Origin of the sequence: Neoaquamicrobium sediminum (assembly GCF_013240295.1) — a bacterium.
In the GTDB taxonomy this organism is placed as follows: Bacteria; Pseudomonadota; Alphaproteobacteria; order Rhizobiales; family Rhizobiaceae; genus Aerobium; species Aerobium sediminum.
Window position 1 is genome coordinate 1,844,802 of sequence record NZ_JABETK010000001.1, and the last position, 17,160, is coordinate 1,861,961.

Here is a 17,160-nt window from a genome sequence, read left to right on the forward strand (position 1 = left end):
GGCTTCCGGCGATGATGCGGGTTTTCCATCGGGAGGCCTGCATCGTGGACCTGGCATTTCTGATTACGGCCCTGATCGTCGTCGCATCGCCCGGCACCGGCGTTCTCTACACGCTTGCGGTGGCGCTCGGTCGCGGCGGGGCCGCGTCGGTGGCCGCGGCCTTCGGCTGCACGCTGGGTATCATACCGCATATGGTGGCCGCGATCCTCGGGCTTGCGGCGCTGATGCACACCAGCGCGGTGCTGTTCCAGATCGTTAAGTTCGCCGGTGTTGCCTACCTTTTGTGGATGGCCTGGAACACGCTGAAGGAGCGCGGCCTGCTCGATGCCCAGCCGGAACGGTCCCGGCTGTCGCATTTCGCGATCGCCCGGCGCGGCGTGCTGATCAACATCCTCAACCCGAAGCTATCGATCTTCTTCCTGGCCTTCCTGCCGCAATTCGTGCCGGCTGATGCAGCCGCGCCGACGGCCACTATGGTCTGGCTCGCCCTGATATTCATGGCGATGACCTTCGTGGTCTTCGTCATGTACGGCCAGATGGCCGCACTGGTGCGCGGGCGTGTGCTGTCGAGCCCGGTCGTCATGGCGTGGCTGCGGCGGAGCTTCGCCGCCGCGTTCGCCCTGCTCGGCCTGCGGCTGGCACTGTCGACACGGTAGATGCCCGTGATCCGGGAGGGCTGAACAATGGAACTGACTTCGCTCGTCTTCTTTGCCGGTGCCCTGCTGGTTGCAGCCGGCTCTCCCGGCCCTTCGATCGCAGCGCTGGTGGCGCGTGTGATCTCCAAGGGCTTTCGCGACGTCTTCCCGTTTCTGGCCGCGATGTGGATCGGCGAGGCGATCTGGCTGTCGATGGCCGTTTTCGGCCTCGCCTTCGTGGCGCAGTCCTTTCACATGGCCTTTGTCGTGCTGAAATGGGCGGGCGTCGCCTATCTCTGCTGGCTCGCCTGGAAGATGTGGACGGCACCCGTGACGATCCGCGAAGGCGAGATGCCGCGCGCCGAGTCGCCGTGGCGGCTGTTCATGGCCGGCATGGCCGTCACGCTCGGCAATCCCAAGATCATGATGTTCTACATGGCATTGCTACCGACCATCATCGACCTAGGCACGGTGACTCTGGTCGGCTGGGCCGAGCTGACGGCGACGATGGCTCTCGTGCTGATCGCCATAGATCTCGTCTGGGTCGCGGCAGCCGTGCAGGCCCGACTACTGTTGCGCAGCCCACGCGCCATGCGCATCGCCAACCGGGTCTCGGCGACAACCATGGCGGGGGCCGCCGCCGCGATTGCCGCGCGGTCGTGATGTTCCTTATCGGCGTCCAATGGAGCCAGAAAGTTCAGACCGACTCCAAGAGATTCATACTGTCTGACGTACCAACTTTCCAACCGGCGAAGCAGCCCAGTACTCCGCACGCGGTGCACCGGGTCCCGACGTAGAGCCAGCGAATGCCGCCCCGGTCGGGATAGATTGAAAACCCGACACCCACATTGGTGGACTCCGATCCACATTCAATGCATTTCAGACGCTCCGGCTCAGCGTCGTTCCAGTATTCGCCGCTGTCACATATGAAATGCTCGGATGCACAACTCGTACACGTTCGCCGCGCGACACTCTCATTGTCGTCCGCGTCCAAGAGAAACGCTAACGATCCGCAGTTGCATTGAGCAAACCGGAGTTCGTGAACCTCATACCCTTTGGGGGCATAGGCTACCAAGAAGCCCGCGATATCGCTCGGCTCGCTGCCAACCCACCAGGTGCCTGACGTATCTATGCTCATCGTTTACCGTGCCATGGCGTGGTATTCGGCGTTGGGGCGCATGTCGATGGCGGCCGCGACGCGGTTGGACATGTTGAAGAAGGCGGCGGTCGAGGCGATGTCCCAGATGTCGCGCTCGGAAAAGCCGGCATCGCGCAGGCCCTGCCGGTCGGCCTCCTCGATCGTGTCGGGCCGCTCGGTCAGCTTCACGGCGAAATCGAGCATGGCTTTCTGCTTCGCTGTCAGATCGGCTGCGCGATAGTTCATCACCATCATCTCGCCGAGCGCCGGGTCCCCGGAGAGCTGGCGCACCGCCGCGCCGTGGGCCGTGAGGCAGTAGTAGCAATGGTTCACCGACGACACGGCGACCGCGATCATCTCGCGCTCGAGCTTGGATAGACCCGAATCGCCAAGCATCAGGTCGTTGTACATGTCGGTGAAGGCGCGCAGCTTCTTTTCGTTGAACGCATAGGCCAGAAGCACGTTGGGCACGAGGCCAAGCTTCTCCTCGCATTTGGCGAAATAGGCCTTCGTCGCATCGGAAAGCTCGCCCTCCTGCGCCAGATCTAGCGCCGTCACCTTTTCGCCCATCGCTTCATCTCCCTTTCATCGCTTGTCTGCATATTCGCCGCGCGCCGGTGGTCAACCCGGCTCGTCAAACCGTTTTTGTCTGCTACGATACCGACAAAAGTATTATTTGGGAGAGGGAATCGCCATGGTTGCGGGCACCAGGAAGCCGACCGCCACAAAGTCGAAAACGGCTGAAGTGGAGAAGCTTGCGGCCTTCCTCAAGGCAAGGGCCCCGGCCGAAGACCTTTCCGATTACGATCCCGGCGTCTTCGAACATGCAGCGGCGCTGGCCCACGCCGCCCTGAAGCGGCACAAGCGCGGCGACAGCGTGATCTCCATCGACGAGGACCCGGCGCTCCTGCGGCACGGCCGCCCGGTTTCGGCGATCACCATCGTCAACGACAACATGCCGTTCCTGTTCGATTCGATTACCGGCGAGATCGCGGAGAGCGCCGGCGAGGCGTCGCTGGTGCTGCACCCGGTCATTCTGGTCAAGCACGACAAGAACGGGGTAGCCGATCTGGTCGGCGACGGGTCGGCTGGCAAGTCCGACCCTCACGCGGACCGCGTCAGTCTCATCCATGTGCATGTCGCCCGCATGGGCAAGGAAGCGGCGGATGCGCTCAGAGGCCGGCTGGCGCATATCCTCTCGCAGGTGCGGGCCGCCGTCAGCGACTGGAAGCCGATGCTTGCCCGGCTCGACCAGGCGATCCACGATTTCCGCTACGTGCCGGTGCCGCTCGACAAGGACGAGGTGACCGAGAGCATCGCGTTCCTGGAATGGCTGCGCGACGACAATTTCACCTTCCTCGGCATGCGCGAGTTCAAATATGTCGGGGCGAGAAGAGCGGCTCGCTCGAGCGCACCAAGAAGGTAGGCCTCGGCATTCTCGCGGACCCTGATGTGCGGGTTTTGCGTCGCGGCGCCGAGCCGGTGACCACCACGCCCGAGATCCGCGCATTCCTGCACGGGCCGGAGCCGCTGCTGGTGACCAAGGCGAACGCAAAGTCGGTCGTCCACCGGCGCATCTATCTCGATTATATCGGGGTCAAGACCTTCGACGCGAAAGGCAAGCTGACCGGCGAATTGCGGATCGTCGGCCTGTTCACCTCGACGGCCTATACGCGCTCGGTGATGAAGATCCCCTATCTGCGCTCGAAGGCCAACGCGGTCATCGCGCGGTCGGGGTTCGATCCGGGCGACCATTCCGGCAAGGCGCTCATCAACGTTCTGGAATCCTATCCGCGCGACGAGCTGTTCCAGATCAGCGTTCCGATTTTGCGCAAGCATGCGGAGGCGATCCTGGCGCTGGGCGAGCGGCCGCGCGTGCGGGCACTCTTCCGTGTCGACCAGTTCGACCGCTTCGTCTCCGTCATCGTCTTCGTGCCGCGCGACCGCTACGATTCCAACGTGCGCGAGCGAATCGGCGATTTCCTCAAGACGATCTTCGACGGACGTTTGTCGGCTTATTATCCGGCCTTTCCGGAAGGCAGTCTCGCCCGCGTCCACTTCATCATCGGCCGCTCGGGGGACAAGACCCCCAAGGTCGAGACCGCGGCGCTCGAGGCGGGTCTGCGCGCCATCGTGCGCACCTGGGACGACGCTCTGCGCGAGGCGGCCGCCGATGCCGGTGTGGCGCCGGCGATGGTCGCCATCGCCAACCGCCTGCCGCAGAGCTATCGCAACTCGTTCCCGGCAGACATTGCGCTGCGCGACGCGGGCAGGATCGCGAATGTCGGCCCTGAGAACCCCATTGCGATCGATTTTTACAGGCTTGGAGACCACACGCCCTCCGATGCCGGACTGAAAATCTATCATCACGGCATGCCGGTGGCGCTGTCCAAGCGCGTGCCTCTTCTCGAAAACATGGGCTTCCGCGTCATCAGCGAGCGCACGTTCGAGATCGAGGCCGAGGAGGGTGCGGCTCCGACCTTCGTCCACGACATGGAGCTGGTCAACGGCTTCGGGCAGCCGATCGACCTTTCCGACGGCGGCGCGTTGCTGGAGGAGGTCTTCCTGTCGGTCTGGCGCGGCGAAACCGACAACGACGCCTATGCCGCGCTGGTGCAGACCGCGGGCATGGGCGCCCATCAGATACAGCTCCTGCGGGCCTACGGGCGCTACCTCCAGCAGGCCGGCATTCCGCAGAGCCAGGATTTCATCGCTGCCGTGCTCAACCGATACCCCGACATAGCGCGGGCGCTGTTCCAGCTTTTCGAGGCGCGGTTCGACCCGGCCATGCAGAAGGAGGGTGAAGTCACCGCCCTTCACATCAAGGCGGCGATCAAGGATGCGCTCGACGCGGTGCCGAACCTCGACGACGACACGATCCTGCGCCGCTACCAGAACCTTATCGAATCCTCGTTGCGCACCAACTATTTTTCGGTTTCATCCGAAGGTCCGCGTTCGCTTGCGATCAAGCTCGATTCGCGGGCCGTTTCCGGCCTGCCGGAGCCGCGCCCATGGCGCGAGATATTCGTCTACGGCTCCGAGGTCGAGGGCGTGCATCTGCGTTTCGGCGCCGTGGCGCGCGGTGGACTGCGCTGGTCGGACCGGGCCCAGGACTACCGCACCGAGGTGCTAGGCCTCGTCAAGGCGCAGCAGGTCAAGAATGCCGTGATCGTGCCGGTGGGCGCCAAGGGCGGCTTCTACCCGCGCTTGCTTCCGACAGGCGGCAGCCGCGCCGAAATCTTCGAGGCCGGCAAGAAGGCCTACATCAACTTCATCTCGACGATGCTGTCGATCACCGACAATCTCCACGGCGACAAGGTCGTGCCGCCGAAGGGCGTGATCCGCCGCGATGGTGACGATCCCTATTTCGTGGTCGCGGCCGACAAGGGTACGGCGACGTTCTCTGACACCGCAAACGCGATCAGCCAGTCGCATGACTTCTGGCTCGACGACGCTTTCGCCTCGGGCGGGTCGGCCGGTTACGACCACAAAAAGATGGGCATCACCGCGCGCGGTGCGTGGGAGGCGGTGAAGCGGCATTTCCGCGAGATGAACCGCGACATCCAGACCGAACCCTTCACGGTGGTCGGCGTCGGCGACATGTCGGGCGACGTGTTCGGCAACGGTATGCTGCTGTCGCCCTGCATCCGGCTCATCGCAGCGTTCGACCATCGCGACATCTTTATCGACCCCAACCCGGACGAGGCGAAATCCTTCGCCGAGCGCAAGCGGCTGTTCGAGAACCCGCAGCTCAACTGGCAGGACTACAACCGCGAGGCCATGTCGGAAGGCGGCATGGTGATCCCGCGCTCGGCCAAGTCGGTTTCGCTGACCCCGCAGGCCATGAACGCGATCGGGCTCGACAAGACGACGGCCTCGCCGGCCGAGATCATGAATGCCATCCTCAAGGCATCGGTGGACCTGCTCTGGTTCGGCGGCATCGGCACCTATGTGCGCGGCGCGGGCGAGATCGAACGCCGAGGTGGGCGATCGCGCCAACGACGCAATCCGCATCATCGGCGTCGAAGTGCGGGCCAAGGTTGTCGGCGAAGGCGCCAATCTGGGCATGACCCAGCGCGCGCGCATCGAATATGGCCTCAATGGCGGGCGCTGCAATTCCGACGCGATCGACAATTCTGCCGGCGTGAATTCGTCGGACGTCGAGGTCAACATCAAGATCGCGCTGGCGGCTGCCATGCGCAAGGGCTCGCTCACACGGCCCGCGCGCGACAAGCTGCTCGCCGAGATGACCGAAGAGGTAGCGGCGCTGGTGCTCGCCAACAATTACGAGCAGACGCTGTCGATCTCGCTCACCCGCCGGCGCGGGTTGGCCGATCTTGCTCATCAGGAGCGCTTCATGCAAGCGCTGGAGGGGCGGGGGCAGCTCGACCGGGTGGTCGAGGTGCTGCCGAGCAGTGCCGCACTGGCCGAGCGCGAGGCGCGCGGCGAGCCGCTGACCCGCGCCGAGATCGGCGTACTGCTCGCCTATGCCAAGATCGTCCTGTTTGACGACATCGTGGCCAGCAAGCTGCCCGACGATCCGCATTTCCATGCCGACCTGATGGGCTATTTCCCGGCCCGCATGGCCAAGAAATATGCGACCGAAATCGAAGGACACCGGCTGCGGCGCGAGATCGTCGCGACGGTGGTTGGCAACGATGTTATCAATCGTGGCGGGCCGTCCTTCATCACGCGCATGCAGGATTTGACCGGCTGCGCGGCGGCCGAAGCCGTCGCTGCCTTCTCGGTGGTGCGCGACGGTTTCGAATTGCCGGCGCTCTACAGCGAGATCGACGCGCTCGACAACAAGGTGGACGGCAACCTCCAGCTCGAACTCTACCAGTCGGTCGGGCGGCTGGTGCATTCGGCGACCACGTGGTTCCTCAAGCACGACGACAACGCCGCCCCGCTGGGCGAGCGCATCGCGACGCTGCGCGCCGCGCGCAAGGCACTCGAGGGCCGCATCGGCGCGATGTTGCCGTCCTTTACCGGAGACCGGCTGGAGGAGCGTACCCACGAGCTGTTCAAGGCGGGCGCGCCGGAGGCGCTGGCCAAGCGTGTCGCCTTCCTGCCCATCGCTGAGTTGGTGCCAGACATTGCCCGGGTCGCGCGGGATGCAAAGTCCGGCCTGGTCGAGGCGGCGCAGGCATTCTTCGCCGTCACCGACGCTTTCCGCATCGGCCGCATCTCGGATGCCGCGCGCGCGATCACCCCGTCCGACTATTATGACGGGCTGGCGCTCTCGCGTGCCACGGAGACGATCAGCACCGCCCGCAACGATATGGCCGCCGCCGCTCTCTCCCGCTTCGGCAAGCAGACCGACCCGGTTGCGACCTGGCTGGAGGCCGGTGGCGAACGCGTCGCCCGCGTACGCGACCGGCTGCAGGCACTGACCGAGGGTGGGGAGCTCACGGTCTCGCGCCTCACGGTCGCGTCCGGCCTGATGTCCGATCTGGGATAAGAGCAACCGGGCGACGTGTCCGTCAGGATATCGGGAGGGGTGATGGTCGAGGAAACGCGCGCGCCGAAGCGCGGAATCTGGGGCTGGATGCTGTTCGACTGGGCGCAGCAGCCTTTCCACACGCTCATCATCACCTTCGTCTTCGCCCCCTATTTCGCAGCCGCCGTGGCGCCCGACGCCGCGCGCGGGCAGGAACTCTGGGGGTATGCCACCGGCATAGGCGGCCTGCTGATCGCGCTGTCGTCGCCGGTGCTCGGCGCGATTGCGGACGCCAGCGGCCCGCGCAAGCCATGGATATTCGCGTTCTCGATTCTTGGCGTGATCGGCTGCTGGGCGCTGTGGTTCGCTGTGCCCGGCATGGAGAACCTGACATTCGTGCTCCTGGCGATCGCGCTGGCGGTGTTCGGTATGGAGTTCGCAGCCGTCTTCAACAACGCGATGATGCCGACGCTGGTGCCCCGCTCCGAGCTCGGCCGGCTTTCGGGCTCGGCATGGGGGCTCGGCTATCTTGGCGGTCTCATCACGCTCGTCCTCGTGCTCGGCTTCCTCTCCGCATCGCCGGAAACGGGCCGCACGCTGCTGGGCTTCGAGCCGCTGTTCGGGCTCGATCCGGCCATGCGGGAGGGGGACCGGTCTTCAGGCCCGCTGACGGCGCTGTGGTACGTGGTGTTCGTGCTGCCGATGTTCCTGTTTACGCCCGATGTGAAGCGCAAGCCTTCGGTCTCCGGTGCGGTCAAGGAAGGGCTTTCGCAACTCGGCAAGACGCTGCGGCGGCTGCCGGGCGAGCGCAGCTATTTCAGCTTCCTGATGTCGAGCATGTTCTACCGTGACGCGCTCAATGCGCTCTATGCCTTCGGCGGCATCTATGCGGCGGGCGTGCTCGGCTGGTCGATCATCCAGATCGGCATCTTCGGCATCCTCGCCAACATCACGGGGGCGGCCGGCGCCTGGCTTGGCGGCCGCGCCGACCAGCGCTACGGCCCCAAGGTCGTGGTGAGCTGGTCGATCCTGATCCTCACCTTCTGCTGCCTGCTCGTCATTTCGACCACGCAGACGCAGGTGCTCTTCATCACGGTTGCCGAGGCCGCCGGCGGTAGCGGCCTGCCGGACATCACCTTCTATGTCGCCGGGGCGCTGATCGGCGCGGCCGGCGGTGCAATCCAGGCCGCTTCGCGCACGCTGCTGGTCGACCAGGTGGACCGCGACAAGGTGACAGAGGCGTTCGGCCTCTACGCGCTGTCGGGCAAGGCCACCACCTTCATCGGCCCGCTGGCGATCGCGTTCGCCACCGCCTTCTTCGCGCAGGAAGCTTTCGGGCTATCGACCCAGGAGGCACAGCGGCTGGGCGTCACGCCGATCATCGTACTGTTCATGATCGGGCTGGTGCTGCTGCCGATGGTCAAGAGCCGGCAATATGAGGTGGCAGGGCCCTGAGGTGGAGGGGGCGTTCGACAGCCTCAATGCCGGAAGTGGCGCACTCCGGTGAAGACCATGGCGATGCCATGCTCGTCGGCCGCCGCGATGACCTCGTCGTCGCGCATCGAGCCACCGGGCTGGATGACCGCAGTAGCGCCTGCCTCGACGGCTGCGAGCAGTCCGTCGGCAAACGGGAAGAAGGCGTCGGAGGCGACCACCGAGCCTTTCGTCAGCGGCTCGCCGGCCCCGGCAGCTTCCGCTGCATCCAGCGCCTTGCGGGCGGCAATGCGCGAGGAGTCCACGCGGCTCATCTGGCCTGCGCCGATGCCGACGGTTGCGCCGCCCCGCGCGTAGACGATGGCGTTGGACTTGACGTGCTTGGCCACGCGGAAGGCGAAGCGCAGGTCGACCATCTCGGCATCTGACGGCGCGCGCTTCGTCACCACCTTGAGGTCGAGGTCATCGACCACGGCATTGTCGCGTGATTGCACCAGGAGGCCGCCTGCGACCGACTTCGCCATGATGCCGGCGGCGCGCGGGTCCGGCAGGCCGTCGGTCACCAGCAGCCGCAGGTTCTTCTTGGCCGCGACGATTGCGGTGGCTTCGGGCGATGCCTCGGGCGCGATGATCACCTCAGTGAAGGTCTTCACGATCTCCTCCGCTGCTTCCGCGTCAAGCAGGCTATTGAGCGCGACGATGCCGCCGAACGCGGAGACCGGGTCGCAGGCAAGCGCCGCGAGATAGGCCTCGCGCAGGCTATCGCCCTCGGCGACGCCGCAGGGGTTGGCGTGCTTGATGATCGCCACGGCGGCGGTGCGCGCCGGGTCGAACTCGGCGACGAGCTCGAAGGCCGCGTCGGTGTCGTTGACGTTGTTGTAGGAAAGCTGCTTGCCCTGGAGCTGGCGGGCGGTGGCAACGCCGGGTCGCTTGTCGCCGTTGACGTAGAAACCGGCCTTCTGGTGCGGGTTCTCGCCGTAGCGCATGACGGTTTCAAGCTTTCCGCCGAAGGCGCGCCAGGCCGGAGCCTCGATGTCGAGCGCTTCCGCGAACCAGCCCGAGATCGCCGCGTCATAGGCGGCTGTGCGCGCATAGGCCTTCGCCGCCAGTTCCTGACGGAAGCGGTAGGGCGTGGCGCCGTCATTCGCGGCCAGCATCTCCGTCAGAAGCGCGTAGTCGGCGGGGTCTGTGACGATCGCCACATAGGCGTGGTTCTTGGCGGATGCCCGCACCATGGCCGGGCCGCCGATGTCTATGTTCTCGACGATCGATGCGTAGTCGCCGCCGGCTGCACGGACTTCCTCGAACGGGTAGAGATTGATGACGGCGATGTCGATCGGCCCGATGCCGTGCTCCCGCATTGCCGCTGCGTGCTCCGCATCGTCGCGGATCGCGAGAAGGCCGCCATGAACGGATGGATGCAGGGTCTTGACGCGGCCGTCCATGATCTCGGGGAAGCCGGTGATGTCTGATACGTCCTTCACCGCGATGCCCGCCCCGGCGATCGCCTTTGCCGTGCCGCCGGTCGAGACCAGCTCGATGCCAGCTTCAACGAGCGTCCGGGCGAGATCGACCAGCCCGGTCTTGTCGGACACGGAAAGCAGCGCGCGGCGCGCCTTGACGAGATCGGGAGCGGGAATGTTCTTCGAGGCGACGGCCATAAGCGGCAGGCTCCATCTTGCGGCTGTGGGGATCGGCGGGCCGTAGCACAGCGGGGCTGGAATGCAAATGACCGGACGTCAGATGCGCAGGAAGCGCCAGTGGATTTCCGGGTGTTCCGAGGCGTTGTAGGCCAGCACGATCTGGCGGCTGCGGCGCGGGCCGCCGAGGCCGGCGAAAAACAGCGATTCCTCCACCTCCGGCGCAAGTTCCTCGCAGGAGAATTCCCAACGTTCCTCGTTGCCGGGGTGGCAAGCACCAGCTCGCTGCGCTTGTTCTCGAACAGCGCGACGTCGGGGTGAAGGTGAAACCGCACGACAGTCCGGTCGCGGCCGTCGGCCCTTGCGACCTCACACCCCCGTCGGAATATGCGGTCGATACCCTCCAGCACTTCGCCGCCCGCACTCAGCGCGACCTCGCGCTCGTGATAGAGGCCGAAGCGGGCGACATAGGCGTCGTGGCGCGCGACGAAAGACTGTATGCCCGCCGAATCCATGCGTTTGCACGGGACGGAGCGTGGCCCCGAAAGCAACGGCGCGCCGATGATGCCTGCAAACCCCTGGGTCAACGCGAAGCGCGCGGAAGACGTATCGTTGAGCGTCGCGGTGGAGTGGGCCGCCGTTGAGCGCGCCAGCGGCCTGAAATCGTCGGATCCGTAGGTGTCGACACCGCAATTGACGACGAAATGGCTCCTGCCGGACGACAGCTCGAAGGACAGGCATCCCGCCTGCGCGGCATGCGACACCTCCGCCGGCGGCGGCATACCCGTGTCCGCGATGACCGTCACCCCGCCCATCGAAAGCCGCTCGTAGCCTGAATAGGGCGCGTGCAGCAGCGGCGCGCCGGCGGTATCGTCGTGGTGGAGGATCGCCGCGACCCGGTCGTGACTGGTGGCGCCCATGCCGTTGAAGCGCGCGAGCGTGCCGTCCTGGTGACGATAGAAGCGCAAAGCCGGCAGCATGCGTTCGACCGCGCCAATCAACGCTTCGGGCGGCGCCTCGGCCTGATTGGAATAGGTCTGGCGCAGTGGCAGCAAGTCCGCCAGCAATTCGAGGATGGCTTCCGGATTGCGCGAGATGTGCCCGCCGTCCGGCAGGATCTGCCGCTCCAGTTCGGCTGACAGCAGGCGCGACGCATTGCGCAGGGCCGAAGGCGGGGCAGGCAGCGAGAGGGCCGCGAAGGCAAGCGCGATGCGGGCGCGCAGCTTGTCCTCTCCGTCCGGCATTTCCGGCGCGGTTGCGCGCAGATAGCGGATCTGGACGGCAAGCGACTTGAGGAAGGCGCGATAGAACGGAAACTCCGCACCCTGCAGAACGACCGCGGAATGCTGCAGCCATGCGATCACGCGGCGGGCGGTGATGGCGGGGGTCCACGCGACACCACCGATCCGACGGCCGTGCAGGGCGATCCAGTCGCTCACCAGAGCGCGGGCATTGGCGGCCGCAAGTTCCGTTTCGGCAGCGCGCATGTGGCGCAGCCAGCGAAAGCCGTGCAGCGAGGCAAGCCAGGCGGCGCTCGGTATTTCGACGGCGAAGGGCGATGCTCCGTCCGTTTCGACCATGTAGCCCGCGAACGGGAAGCGACCGTGATAGATCTCGTGGGCGATCTGCGGGTCGGCGAGCCGCAGGTCCGGCGGAGCGATCAGCACGCGCTCAGGCGTGCGGCCGGTGAACCGCCATCGGTAAACCGGGCCGACGCGCAACCTGCCGCGCAGCCTTCGCCACATCGTCGATGCGACAAGTGCCCATATTTGCGGGGAATTACCCCTCGCAACCGCCAAGTTGTCCAACCTCCGAATCGCAGCCCCGGACCGCCGAAGTTGCCAATACACTAGATGATTCAAGAATTTATGCGAAGGCTGAAATTCTCTTGGAGATCACCCGCGACGGCGCAGGCGCGCTGCGAAAAAGCCGTCTAGGCCTGACAGGGCCGGCTCGCCGAGATCGAGACCGGCCGGCGTCGTGCGCACGGTTCCATCATCGCCTAGAAACGGGTCGGCAAAGCCAAATTCGCCGGGCTTCACGGGTTCGGGCACGGTGTCCGGGTGCGTTGCAACGAAGTCTCGAAAGAGCGCCTCGCCTTCCACCGGGTCGAGCGAGCAGTTCGAAAAGACGATAAGCCCGCCTGGCTTCACCATTTCCACCGCGCGCGCGAGCATACGCGCCTGCAGCGCGGCCAGTTTTGCCACATCCTCGGGCCCTTTGGTCCATGGCACGTCGGGATGGCGGCGAACCGTACCGGTCGAAGAGCAGGGCGCATCCAGCAGCACGGCATCGAACGCGGTCGCGGGCTCGAATACGAAGAGGTCCGAAACGACGATCTCTGCCTCGAGCCCTAGCCGCTCCAGATTGGCCGACAGACGGCGCGCGCGGTTGGCCGAGATTTCAAGCGCGGTCACGCTGGCGCCGGCGAGCGCGAGCTGCGCGGTCTTGCCGCCAGGCGCGGCGCACAAATCTGCGACCCGAAGGCCGGCGATGTCGCCAAGAAGCTGCGCGGGGATGGCGGCTGCGGCGTCCTGGACCCACCATTCGCCTTCGGCAAAGCCGGGAAGCTCGGTGATAGGGCCCTCGACCGTCCCAAGCCGCACGCCGCCTGTCGGCAGGACGGTGCCGCCCAACCGCTCCGCCCAATCCTGGGGGTTCGACTTGACGGTGAGGTCGATTGGGGCCTCGATCCGGTGGGCGGCGAGGATCGCTGCCGCCTGCGTCTTACCATAGGCGTTTTCCAGCCGCTCGACGAACCATTCCGGCGCGTCGACTGCCTTGGCCAGGGCTGCCGGCAGCGCGCGCTCCTTGCGCCGGGCGATCTCGCGCAGCACGCCGTTGACGAGCGCCGCGAAGCGGCTGGTGCGAGGATCGGACTTCGCCCGCGTGACGGCGATGTCGACGGCGGCCGAATCCGGGACGTCGAGAAACAGCATCTGGGCGGCTGCGACGTGAAGCACGTGCGAAAGCGCATGCGCGTTGGCCGGCAGCGGCCGGTCGAGGCGCGCGTCGATCAGGCCCTGGATGGTGCCACGGAAGCGCAGAGCCGTCGTCAGGATCGCACGGACCAGTGCGCGGTCGTGCATGTCGAGCGCCAGGAATTGCGGATGGCCGTTCTCGTGATCCGTCAGTCCGTCGAGCGAAGTCCGCGCGTCGACAATCGCCGCCAGCAGGCGGGCAGCCGCCTTGCGCGAAGCAAGACCGGGCGTGTCGGCGAAGGGGTCTGGCTTGCGGGCGGGGCCGCCGTGAGCGCGGCGACGACCATCCGTCACGACCTGCGGCTCCGCGGGCCCGTCGGATTGCGGCCCCACGGATTTGACTGCGGTTTTTCAGGCGCGGCAGGCGGCGGTGCCGGCGTAGGCCTGCCACCCCATGGGCCGGCCCGGGTTTCATCGCGCGTCGGCCGCGGCTGCTCCTGGGCAGGTTTTGCCGGCTGGCCGCCGCCACCGAACTCCTGGGCCATCGCGCGCAGCGCGGCGATACGGTTCTCGGTATTCGGGTGGGTCGAGAAGAGATTGTCCATCCGTTCGCCCGAGAGCGGATTGATGATGAACATGTGGGCCGTCGCCGGATTGCGCTCGGCGTCTTGGTTGTGGATCGCCTTGGCGTTGCGGGCGATCTTGTCGAGCGCGGAGGCCAGCCATATCGGCTGTCCGCAGATTTCGGCGCCGCGCCTGTCGGCGGCGTATTCACGCGTGCGGCTGATCGCCATCTGCACGATCATCGCGGCAATCGGCGCCACGATGATCGCCAGCAGCACGCCGATAATGCCGAACGGATTGTTATTGTCGCGGCTGCCGCCCATGAAGAAGGCGAAGTTGCCAAGCATCGAGATGGCGCCGGCCAGCGTTGCCGTTATCGTCATGGTCAGCGTGTCGCGGTTCTGCACGTGCGCCAACTCGTGCGCCATGACGCCGGCCACTTCCTCGCGGCTCAACCGCTGCAGCAGGCCGGTGGTGGCGGCCACCGCCGCGTTCTGCGGATTGCGGCCGGTGGCAAAGGCGTTGGGCTGCGCGTTGTCGATCAGGTAGACCTTCGGCATCGGCAATTCGGCGCGTGCGGCCAGCTCACGCACGATGCCGTAATATTCGGGTGCGTTCCGCTCGTCGACCTCGACCGCGTGGTGCATCCGCAAGACCATCTTGTCGGCGTTCCAGTAGCTGAACAGGTTCATGCCGGCAGCGATGACGAACGCGATCATCATGCCGCCCGAGCCGCCGATCATGTAGCCGATGCCCATGAAGAGCGCCGTCATCAGGGCAAGGAGCATCGCTGTGCGGATCACGTTCATGCAGAACTCCGTTTCCGAAACTGGTCGTCCCGGGTCGATCCCGCCCGGCGAACCGTCTATATGATGGGCAGCGATCAAAGGAAATTCAATGTTTCGAGGGAAAGCCGCATGCGTGACGCGCCCGTGACCGAACCATCGGAAACCCGGGACGAAACCGCGCCCAGGCCGCTGAGCGATGCCGCCCGTCGGGCGCTCGCCGAGGCAGAGGCCCGCCGCGCGCAGTCACTGAAGCGCGAAGCCGAAAGACCGAAGGAGCTCGGTGGACGCGACGGGCTCGATCCCGCCCGCTACGGCGACTGGGAGGTCAAGGGCATGGCCAGCGACTTCTAGGCTCGGGTAACAACCTAGCAGGGGTGCTTGCGCACAGATCATGATAGGAATATGATCCTATGATGACCTATGCGCGGCTCATATCGATAGCCATTTGTGTTTTCTGGTTGCTCCCAGCGTCAGCTTCCGAACTCGTGGACGGGCCGGTCAACGCACGCGTGCTGCGTGTTATCGACGGAGACACCTTCGAGGCAGAAGCGCTTGTGTGGCCGGGGCACAGGGTACGGGTTGCCGTGCGTATCCGAGGCATAGACGCGCCTGAGCTGCGCAGCCGCTGCCGCGCGGAAAAGCGAGCGGCCATGCAGGCGAAGGCCGCACTTGAGCGGCTGATTGAGGGGCGGCAGGTGGTGCTCTCGCATGTCGGCGGCGGCAAATATTACGGCAGGGTCCTGGCCGATGCGGCAATCGCGGCAGGCCCCTCGATCGCGGAAGCCCTGATTACCAAAGGTTTGGTGCGTCATTACGGGAATGGGCGTCATGTGCCATTTTGCGGCAATCGCGATGCCAGCGGCGCAAGTTGATCTGAAATGAAACACATGGATTCCGGATTGCCGACGAGGCGGTTTCTTTTGTCTCAAAACGTTAACCTGTCACCAACCACACCAACAGCTTCAGCCGGTAAAAAACATGACCTTAACGTATTTCGCGCCTTATCGACCGTGATTTCGCCCGCACCGGCCCATGGGATGCAGGGCGGTGGCGAACGATGTCACTTGTTGTGAATGGAGACAGGCGATGCGGAAGGTCGGGGGTTTCGGGCGGCTCGGAGCGCGCTTCAGGCGCAATCGCCGCGGCAATTTCGGTTTGATGATGGCTGTGACGGCACCGCTGCTGGTGCTGGCATCGGGCTACGGCCTCAACGTTGCGCAGATATCGATTACGAAGTCGAACCTGCTCGCGGCGCTGGACTCGGCGGTGACGTCCACGGCCCGCGACCTGACGACGGGCGTCATCACCAAGGATGAGGCGCGGGGCGTGGTGGAGGCCTTCCTGCTGGCCAACGGGCAGCGCGCCTATGCCGAAGAAGGCCGTTTGACGCTCGACAGCATCGTTATCGATCCTGTGGCCCGGACGGTGGAAGCAAAGGCAAGCGTGGAACTCGACCTTGCCTTCGCCCTGTTCGGGACGGCAAACCATCAGAAGATTACTGCCGAATCCGCAGCGATCTACTCCGATCGTAAGATCGAGATTGCAATGGCGCTCGACTTGACAGGCTCCATGAAAAAGGCCGGATCGGACGACAAGCTGGGTGACCTCCAGAAGGCGGCAACGAATGCGGTCAACCTGCTGCTGGGTGGCAAGAACCTAGATGACCGCGTGCGCATCGCACTCGTGCCCTACTCAAACTCCGTCAATGTCGGTTCGTCCATCGCCTACAAGTCCGTCTATGTCGAAAAGAGCAAGTCGGATCGCGGCAGGAGCGTTCCCAACACCAACCTCCTCAACCTCGTCTCCGCGCTCCTGCGTCCGGACAACTGCTCGACCGAGCGAAGAGGTGCCGAAATCTACACGGACAAGGGTCCGAATGTGGCGATGGCCAACAGGGATTATTTCCTGACAGAGTTCGCAGACGGCGATGCGGGGTATACGAAAAGCGTACGCTGCCCAGCGGCGGCCCTGGTTCCGCTGACTGCCAACAAGAAAACCCTGACCGACACCATCAATAACTTCGTTGCCGACGGCGGCACCGGGGGCATGTCGGCATTCAGTGGGCCTGGTACATGCTCTCCGACAAATGGAAGGATGTCGTCCCCGCCAGCGCGGCTGCCGGCCCCTATGACGAGGAGGAGGTCGGCAAGTTCGCCATCCTCATGACCGATGGCGAGTTCAACCTGAACTTCGCCGGAGCGACGACCGCCAATCTTGCCTATGGCAATGCTGCCGCGACGCGCTCGATCCCGCATGCAAAGCAGCTTTGCACGAACATGCGCGCCGCCGGCATCAAGATATTTACCATCGGCTTCAAACTGCCGAACGCGTCGGCGAGGGACCTGATGAAGGATTGCGCCTCGCCCGCAACCAGCGGTGTTACCTTCTTCTACGACACGTCGTCGGGTTCAGAACTCGATCAGGCTTTCAAGGCTATCGTCAGGAACATCGAGAGCCTGGCTCTGACAAAGTAAGAAAACGCAAACGGCAAGAAAAAGGGCCGCTCTTTCGAGCGGCCCTCGTGTTTCCGTTCCGTGGCGCGACCCGTGGCTGCAACCGTTGCCGAAGCTCAGGTCGCCGGCCGCGCTTCACGCGCCTGT

11 protein-coding genes and 2 pseudogenes are annotated in these 17,160 nt (G+C 65.0%); 8 read left to right on the top strand and 5 right to left on the bottom strand.

The genetic code is table 11. The features are described 5' to 3' along the window. Window positions 1-44: 44 nt before the first annotated feature. Together HK436_RS08995 and HK436_RS09000 are read left to right on the top strand one after the other, a co-directional pair. Window positions 45-656 (top strand): LysE family translocator, encoded by a 612-nt coding sequence (locus HK436_RS08995; protein WP_173188983.1) that lies wholly within the window; start codon window positions 45-47, stop codon window positions 654-656. A gap of 27 nt (window positions 657-683) precedes the next feature. Continuing rightward, complete coding sequence (locus HK436_RS09000) at window positions 684-1,298, top strand: LysE family translocator (protein ID WP_173188985.1); 615 nt, start codon at window positions 684-686, stop codon at window positions 1,296-1,298. Window positions 1,299-1,776: 478 nt separating this feature from the next. On the opposite strand, the gene HK436_RS09005 is transcribed toward HK436_RS09000, so the two are convergent. After that, a complete protein-coding gene (locus tag HK436_RS09005; protein ID WP_173188987.1) occupies window positions 1,777-2,343 on the bottom strand; it encodes a peroxidase-related enzyme in 567 nt (188 codons plus the stop codon). Between the two features lie 124 nt (window positions 2,344-2,467). Between HK436_RS09005 and HK436_RS09010 the strand changes: the two are divergent. Continuing rightward, window positions 2,468-7,234 (top strand): annotated as a pseudogene (locus HK436_RS09010) (NAD-glutamate dehydrogenase). A 42-nt stretch (window positions 7,235-7,276) separates the two neighbouring features. Continuing rightward, window positions 7,277-8,668 (top strand): MFS transporter, encoded by a 1,392-nt coding sequence (locus HK436_RS09015; RefSeq protein WP_173188989.1) that lies wholly within the window; start codon window positions 7,277-7,279, stop codon window positions 8,666-8,668. Window positions 8,669-8,691: 23 nt separating this feature from the next. On the opposite strand, the gene purH is transcribed toward HK436_RS09015, so the two are convergent. The 4 genes and pseudogenes from purH to htpX all read right to left on the bottom strand — a co-directional run bounded on the left by purH (window position 8,692) and on the right by htpX (window position 14,581). Continuing rightward, complete coding sequence (purH, locus tag HK436_RS09020) at window positions 8,692-10,308, bottom strand: bifunctional phosphoribosylaminoimidazolecarboxamide formyltransferase/IMP cyclohydrolase (protein WP_173188991.1); 1,617 nt, start codon at window positions 10,306-10,308, stop codon at window positions 8,692-8,694. Window positions 10,309-10,538: 230 nt separating this feature from the next. Further along, window positions 10,539-12,032 (bottom strand): annotated as a pseudogene (locus HK436_RS32955) (heparinase II/III family protein); the annotation flags it as partial. A gap of 150 nt (window positions 12,033-12,182) precedes the next feature. Further along, window positions 12,183-13,562: an RsmB/NOP family class I SAM-dependent RNA methyltransferase gene (locus HK436_RS09030; protein ID WP_173188993.1), complete on the bottom strand. Its 1,380-nt coding sequence runs from the start codon at window positions 13,560-13,562 to the stop codon at window positions 12,183-12,185. Beyond that, entirely contained in the window at window positions 13,559-14,581 is a 1,023-nt protein-coding gene (gene htpX / locus HK436_RS09035) for a zinc metalloprotease HtpX (protein WP_173188995.1), read from the bottom strand. Before htpX ends, HK436_RS09030 begins: the two co-directional genes overlap by 4 nt. Before the next feature lie 108 nt (window positions 14,582-14,689). On the opposite strand from htpX, the gene HK436_RS09040 reads away from it, so the two are divergent. The 4 genes from HK436_RS09040 to HK436_RS09055 all read left to right on the top strand — a co-directional run bounded on the left by HK436_RS09040 (window position 14,690) and on the right by HK436_RS09055 (window position 17,034). Next, the gene (locus HK436_RS09040) at window positions 14,690-14,911 is read left to right on the top strand and encodes a DUF1674 domain-containing protein (RefSeq protein WP_173188997.1); all 222 of its coding nucleotides are present in this window, start codon (window positions 14,690-14,692) and stop codon (window positions 14,909-14,911) included. Window positions 14,912-14,970: 59 nt separating this feature from the next. Next, a complete protein-coding gene (locus HK436_RS09045; RefSeq protein ID WP_173188999.1) occupies window positions 14,971-15,432 on the top strand; it encodes a thermonuclease family protein in 462 nt (153 codons plus the stop codon). A 214-nt stretch (window positions 15,433-15,646) separates the two neighbouring features. After that, on the top strand, window positions 15,647-16,726 hold the full coding sequence (locus HK436_RS09050) for a hypothetical protein (RefSeq protein ID WP_173189001.1): 1,080 nt from the start codon (window positions 15,647-15,649) through the stop codon (window positions 16,724-16,726). Further along, the gene (locus HK436_RS09055) at window positions 16,633-17,034 is read left to right on the top strand and encodes a vWA domain-containing protein (protein ID WP_173189002.1); all 402 of its coding nucleotides are present in this window, start codon (window positions 16,633-16,635) and stop codon (window positions 17,032-17,034) included. Before HK436_RS09050 ends, HK436_RS09055 begins: the two co-directional genes overlap by 94 nt. Window positions 17,035-17,160 lie beyond the last annotated feature (126 nt).

What these genes read in the sequence shown, in the direction of transcription:
- HK436_RS09000 (WP_173188985.1), top strand. Translation starts at nt 684, where the DNA reads ATGGAACTGACTTCGCTCGTCTTCTTTGCCGGTGCCCTGCTGGTTGCA.
- HK436_RS09045 (WP_173188999.1), top strand. Translation starts at nt 14,971, where the DNA reads ATGATGACCTATGCGCGGCTCATATCGATAGCCATTTGTGTTTTCTGG.
- htpX (WP_173188995.1), bottom strand. Translation starts at nt 14,581, where the DNA reads ATGAACGTGATCCGCACAGCGATGCTCCTTGCCCTGATGACGGCGCTC.
- HK436_RS09040 (WP_173188997.1), top strand. Translation starts at nt 14,690, where the DNA reads ATGCGTGACGCGCCCGTGACCGAACCATCGGAAACCCGGGACGAAACC.
- HK436_RS09005 (WP_173188987.1), bottom strand. Translation starts at nt 2,343, where the DNA reads ATGGGCGAAAAGGTGACGGCGCTAGATCTGGCGCAGGAGGGCGAGCTT.
- HK436_RS09050 (WP_173189001.1), top strand. Translation starts at nt 15,647, where the DNA reads ATGCGGAAGGTCGGGGGTTTCGGGCGGCTCGGAGCGCGCTTCAGGCGC.
- purH (WP_173188991.1), bottom strand. Translation starts at nt 10,308, where the DNA reads ATGGCCGTCGCCTCGAAGAACATTCCCGCTCCCGATCTCGTCAAGGCG.
- HK436_RS09015 (WP_173188989.1), top strand. Translation starts at nt 7,277, where the DNA reads ATGGTCGAGGAAACGCGCGCGCCGAAGCGCGGAATCTGGGGCTGGATG.
- HK436_RS09055 (WP_173189002.1), top strand. Translation starts at nt 16,633, where the DNA reads ATGCTCTCCGACAAATGGAAGGATGTCGTCCCCGCCAGCGCGGCTGCC.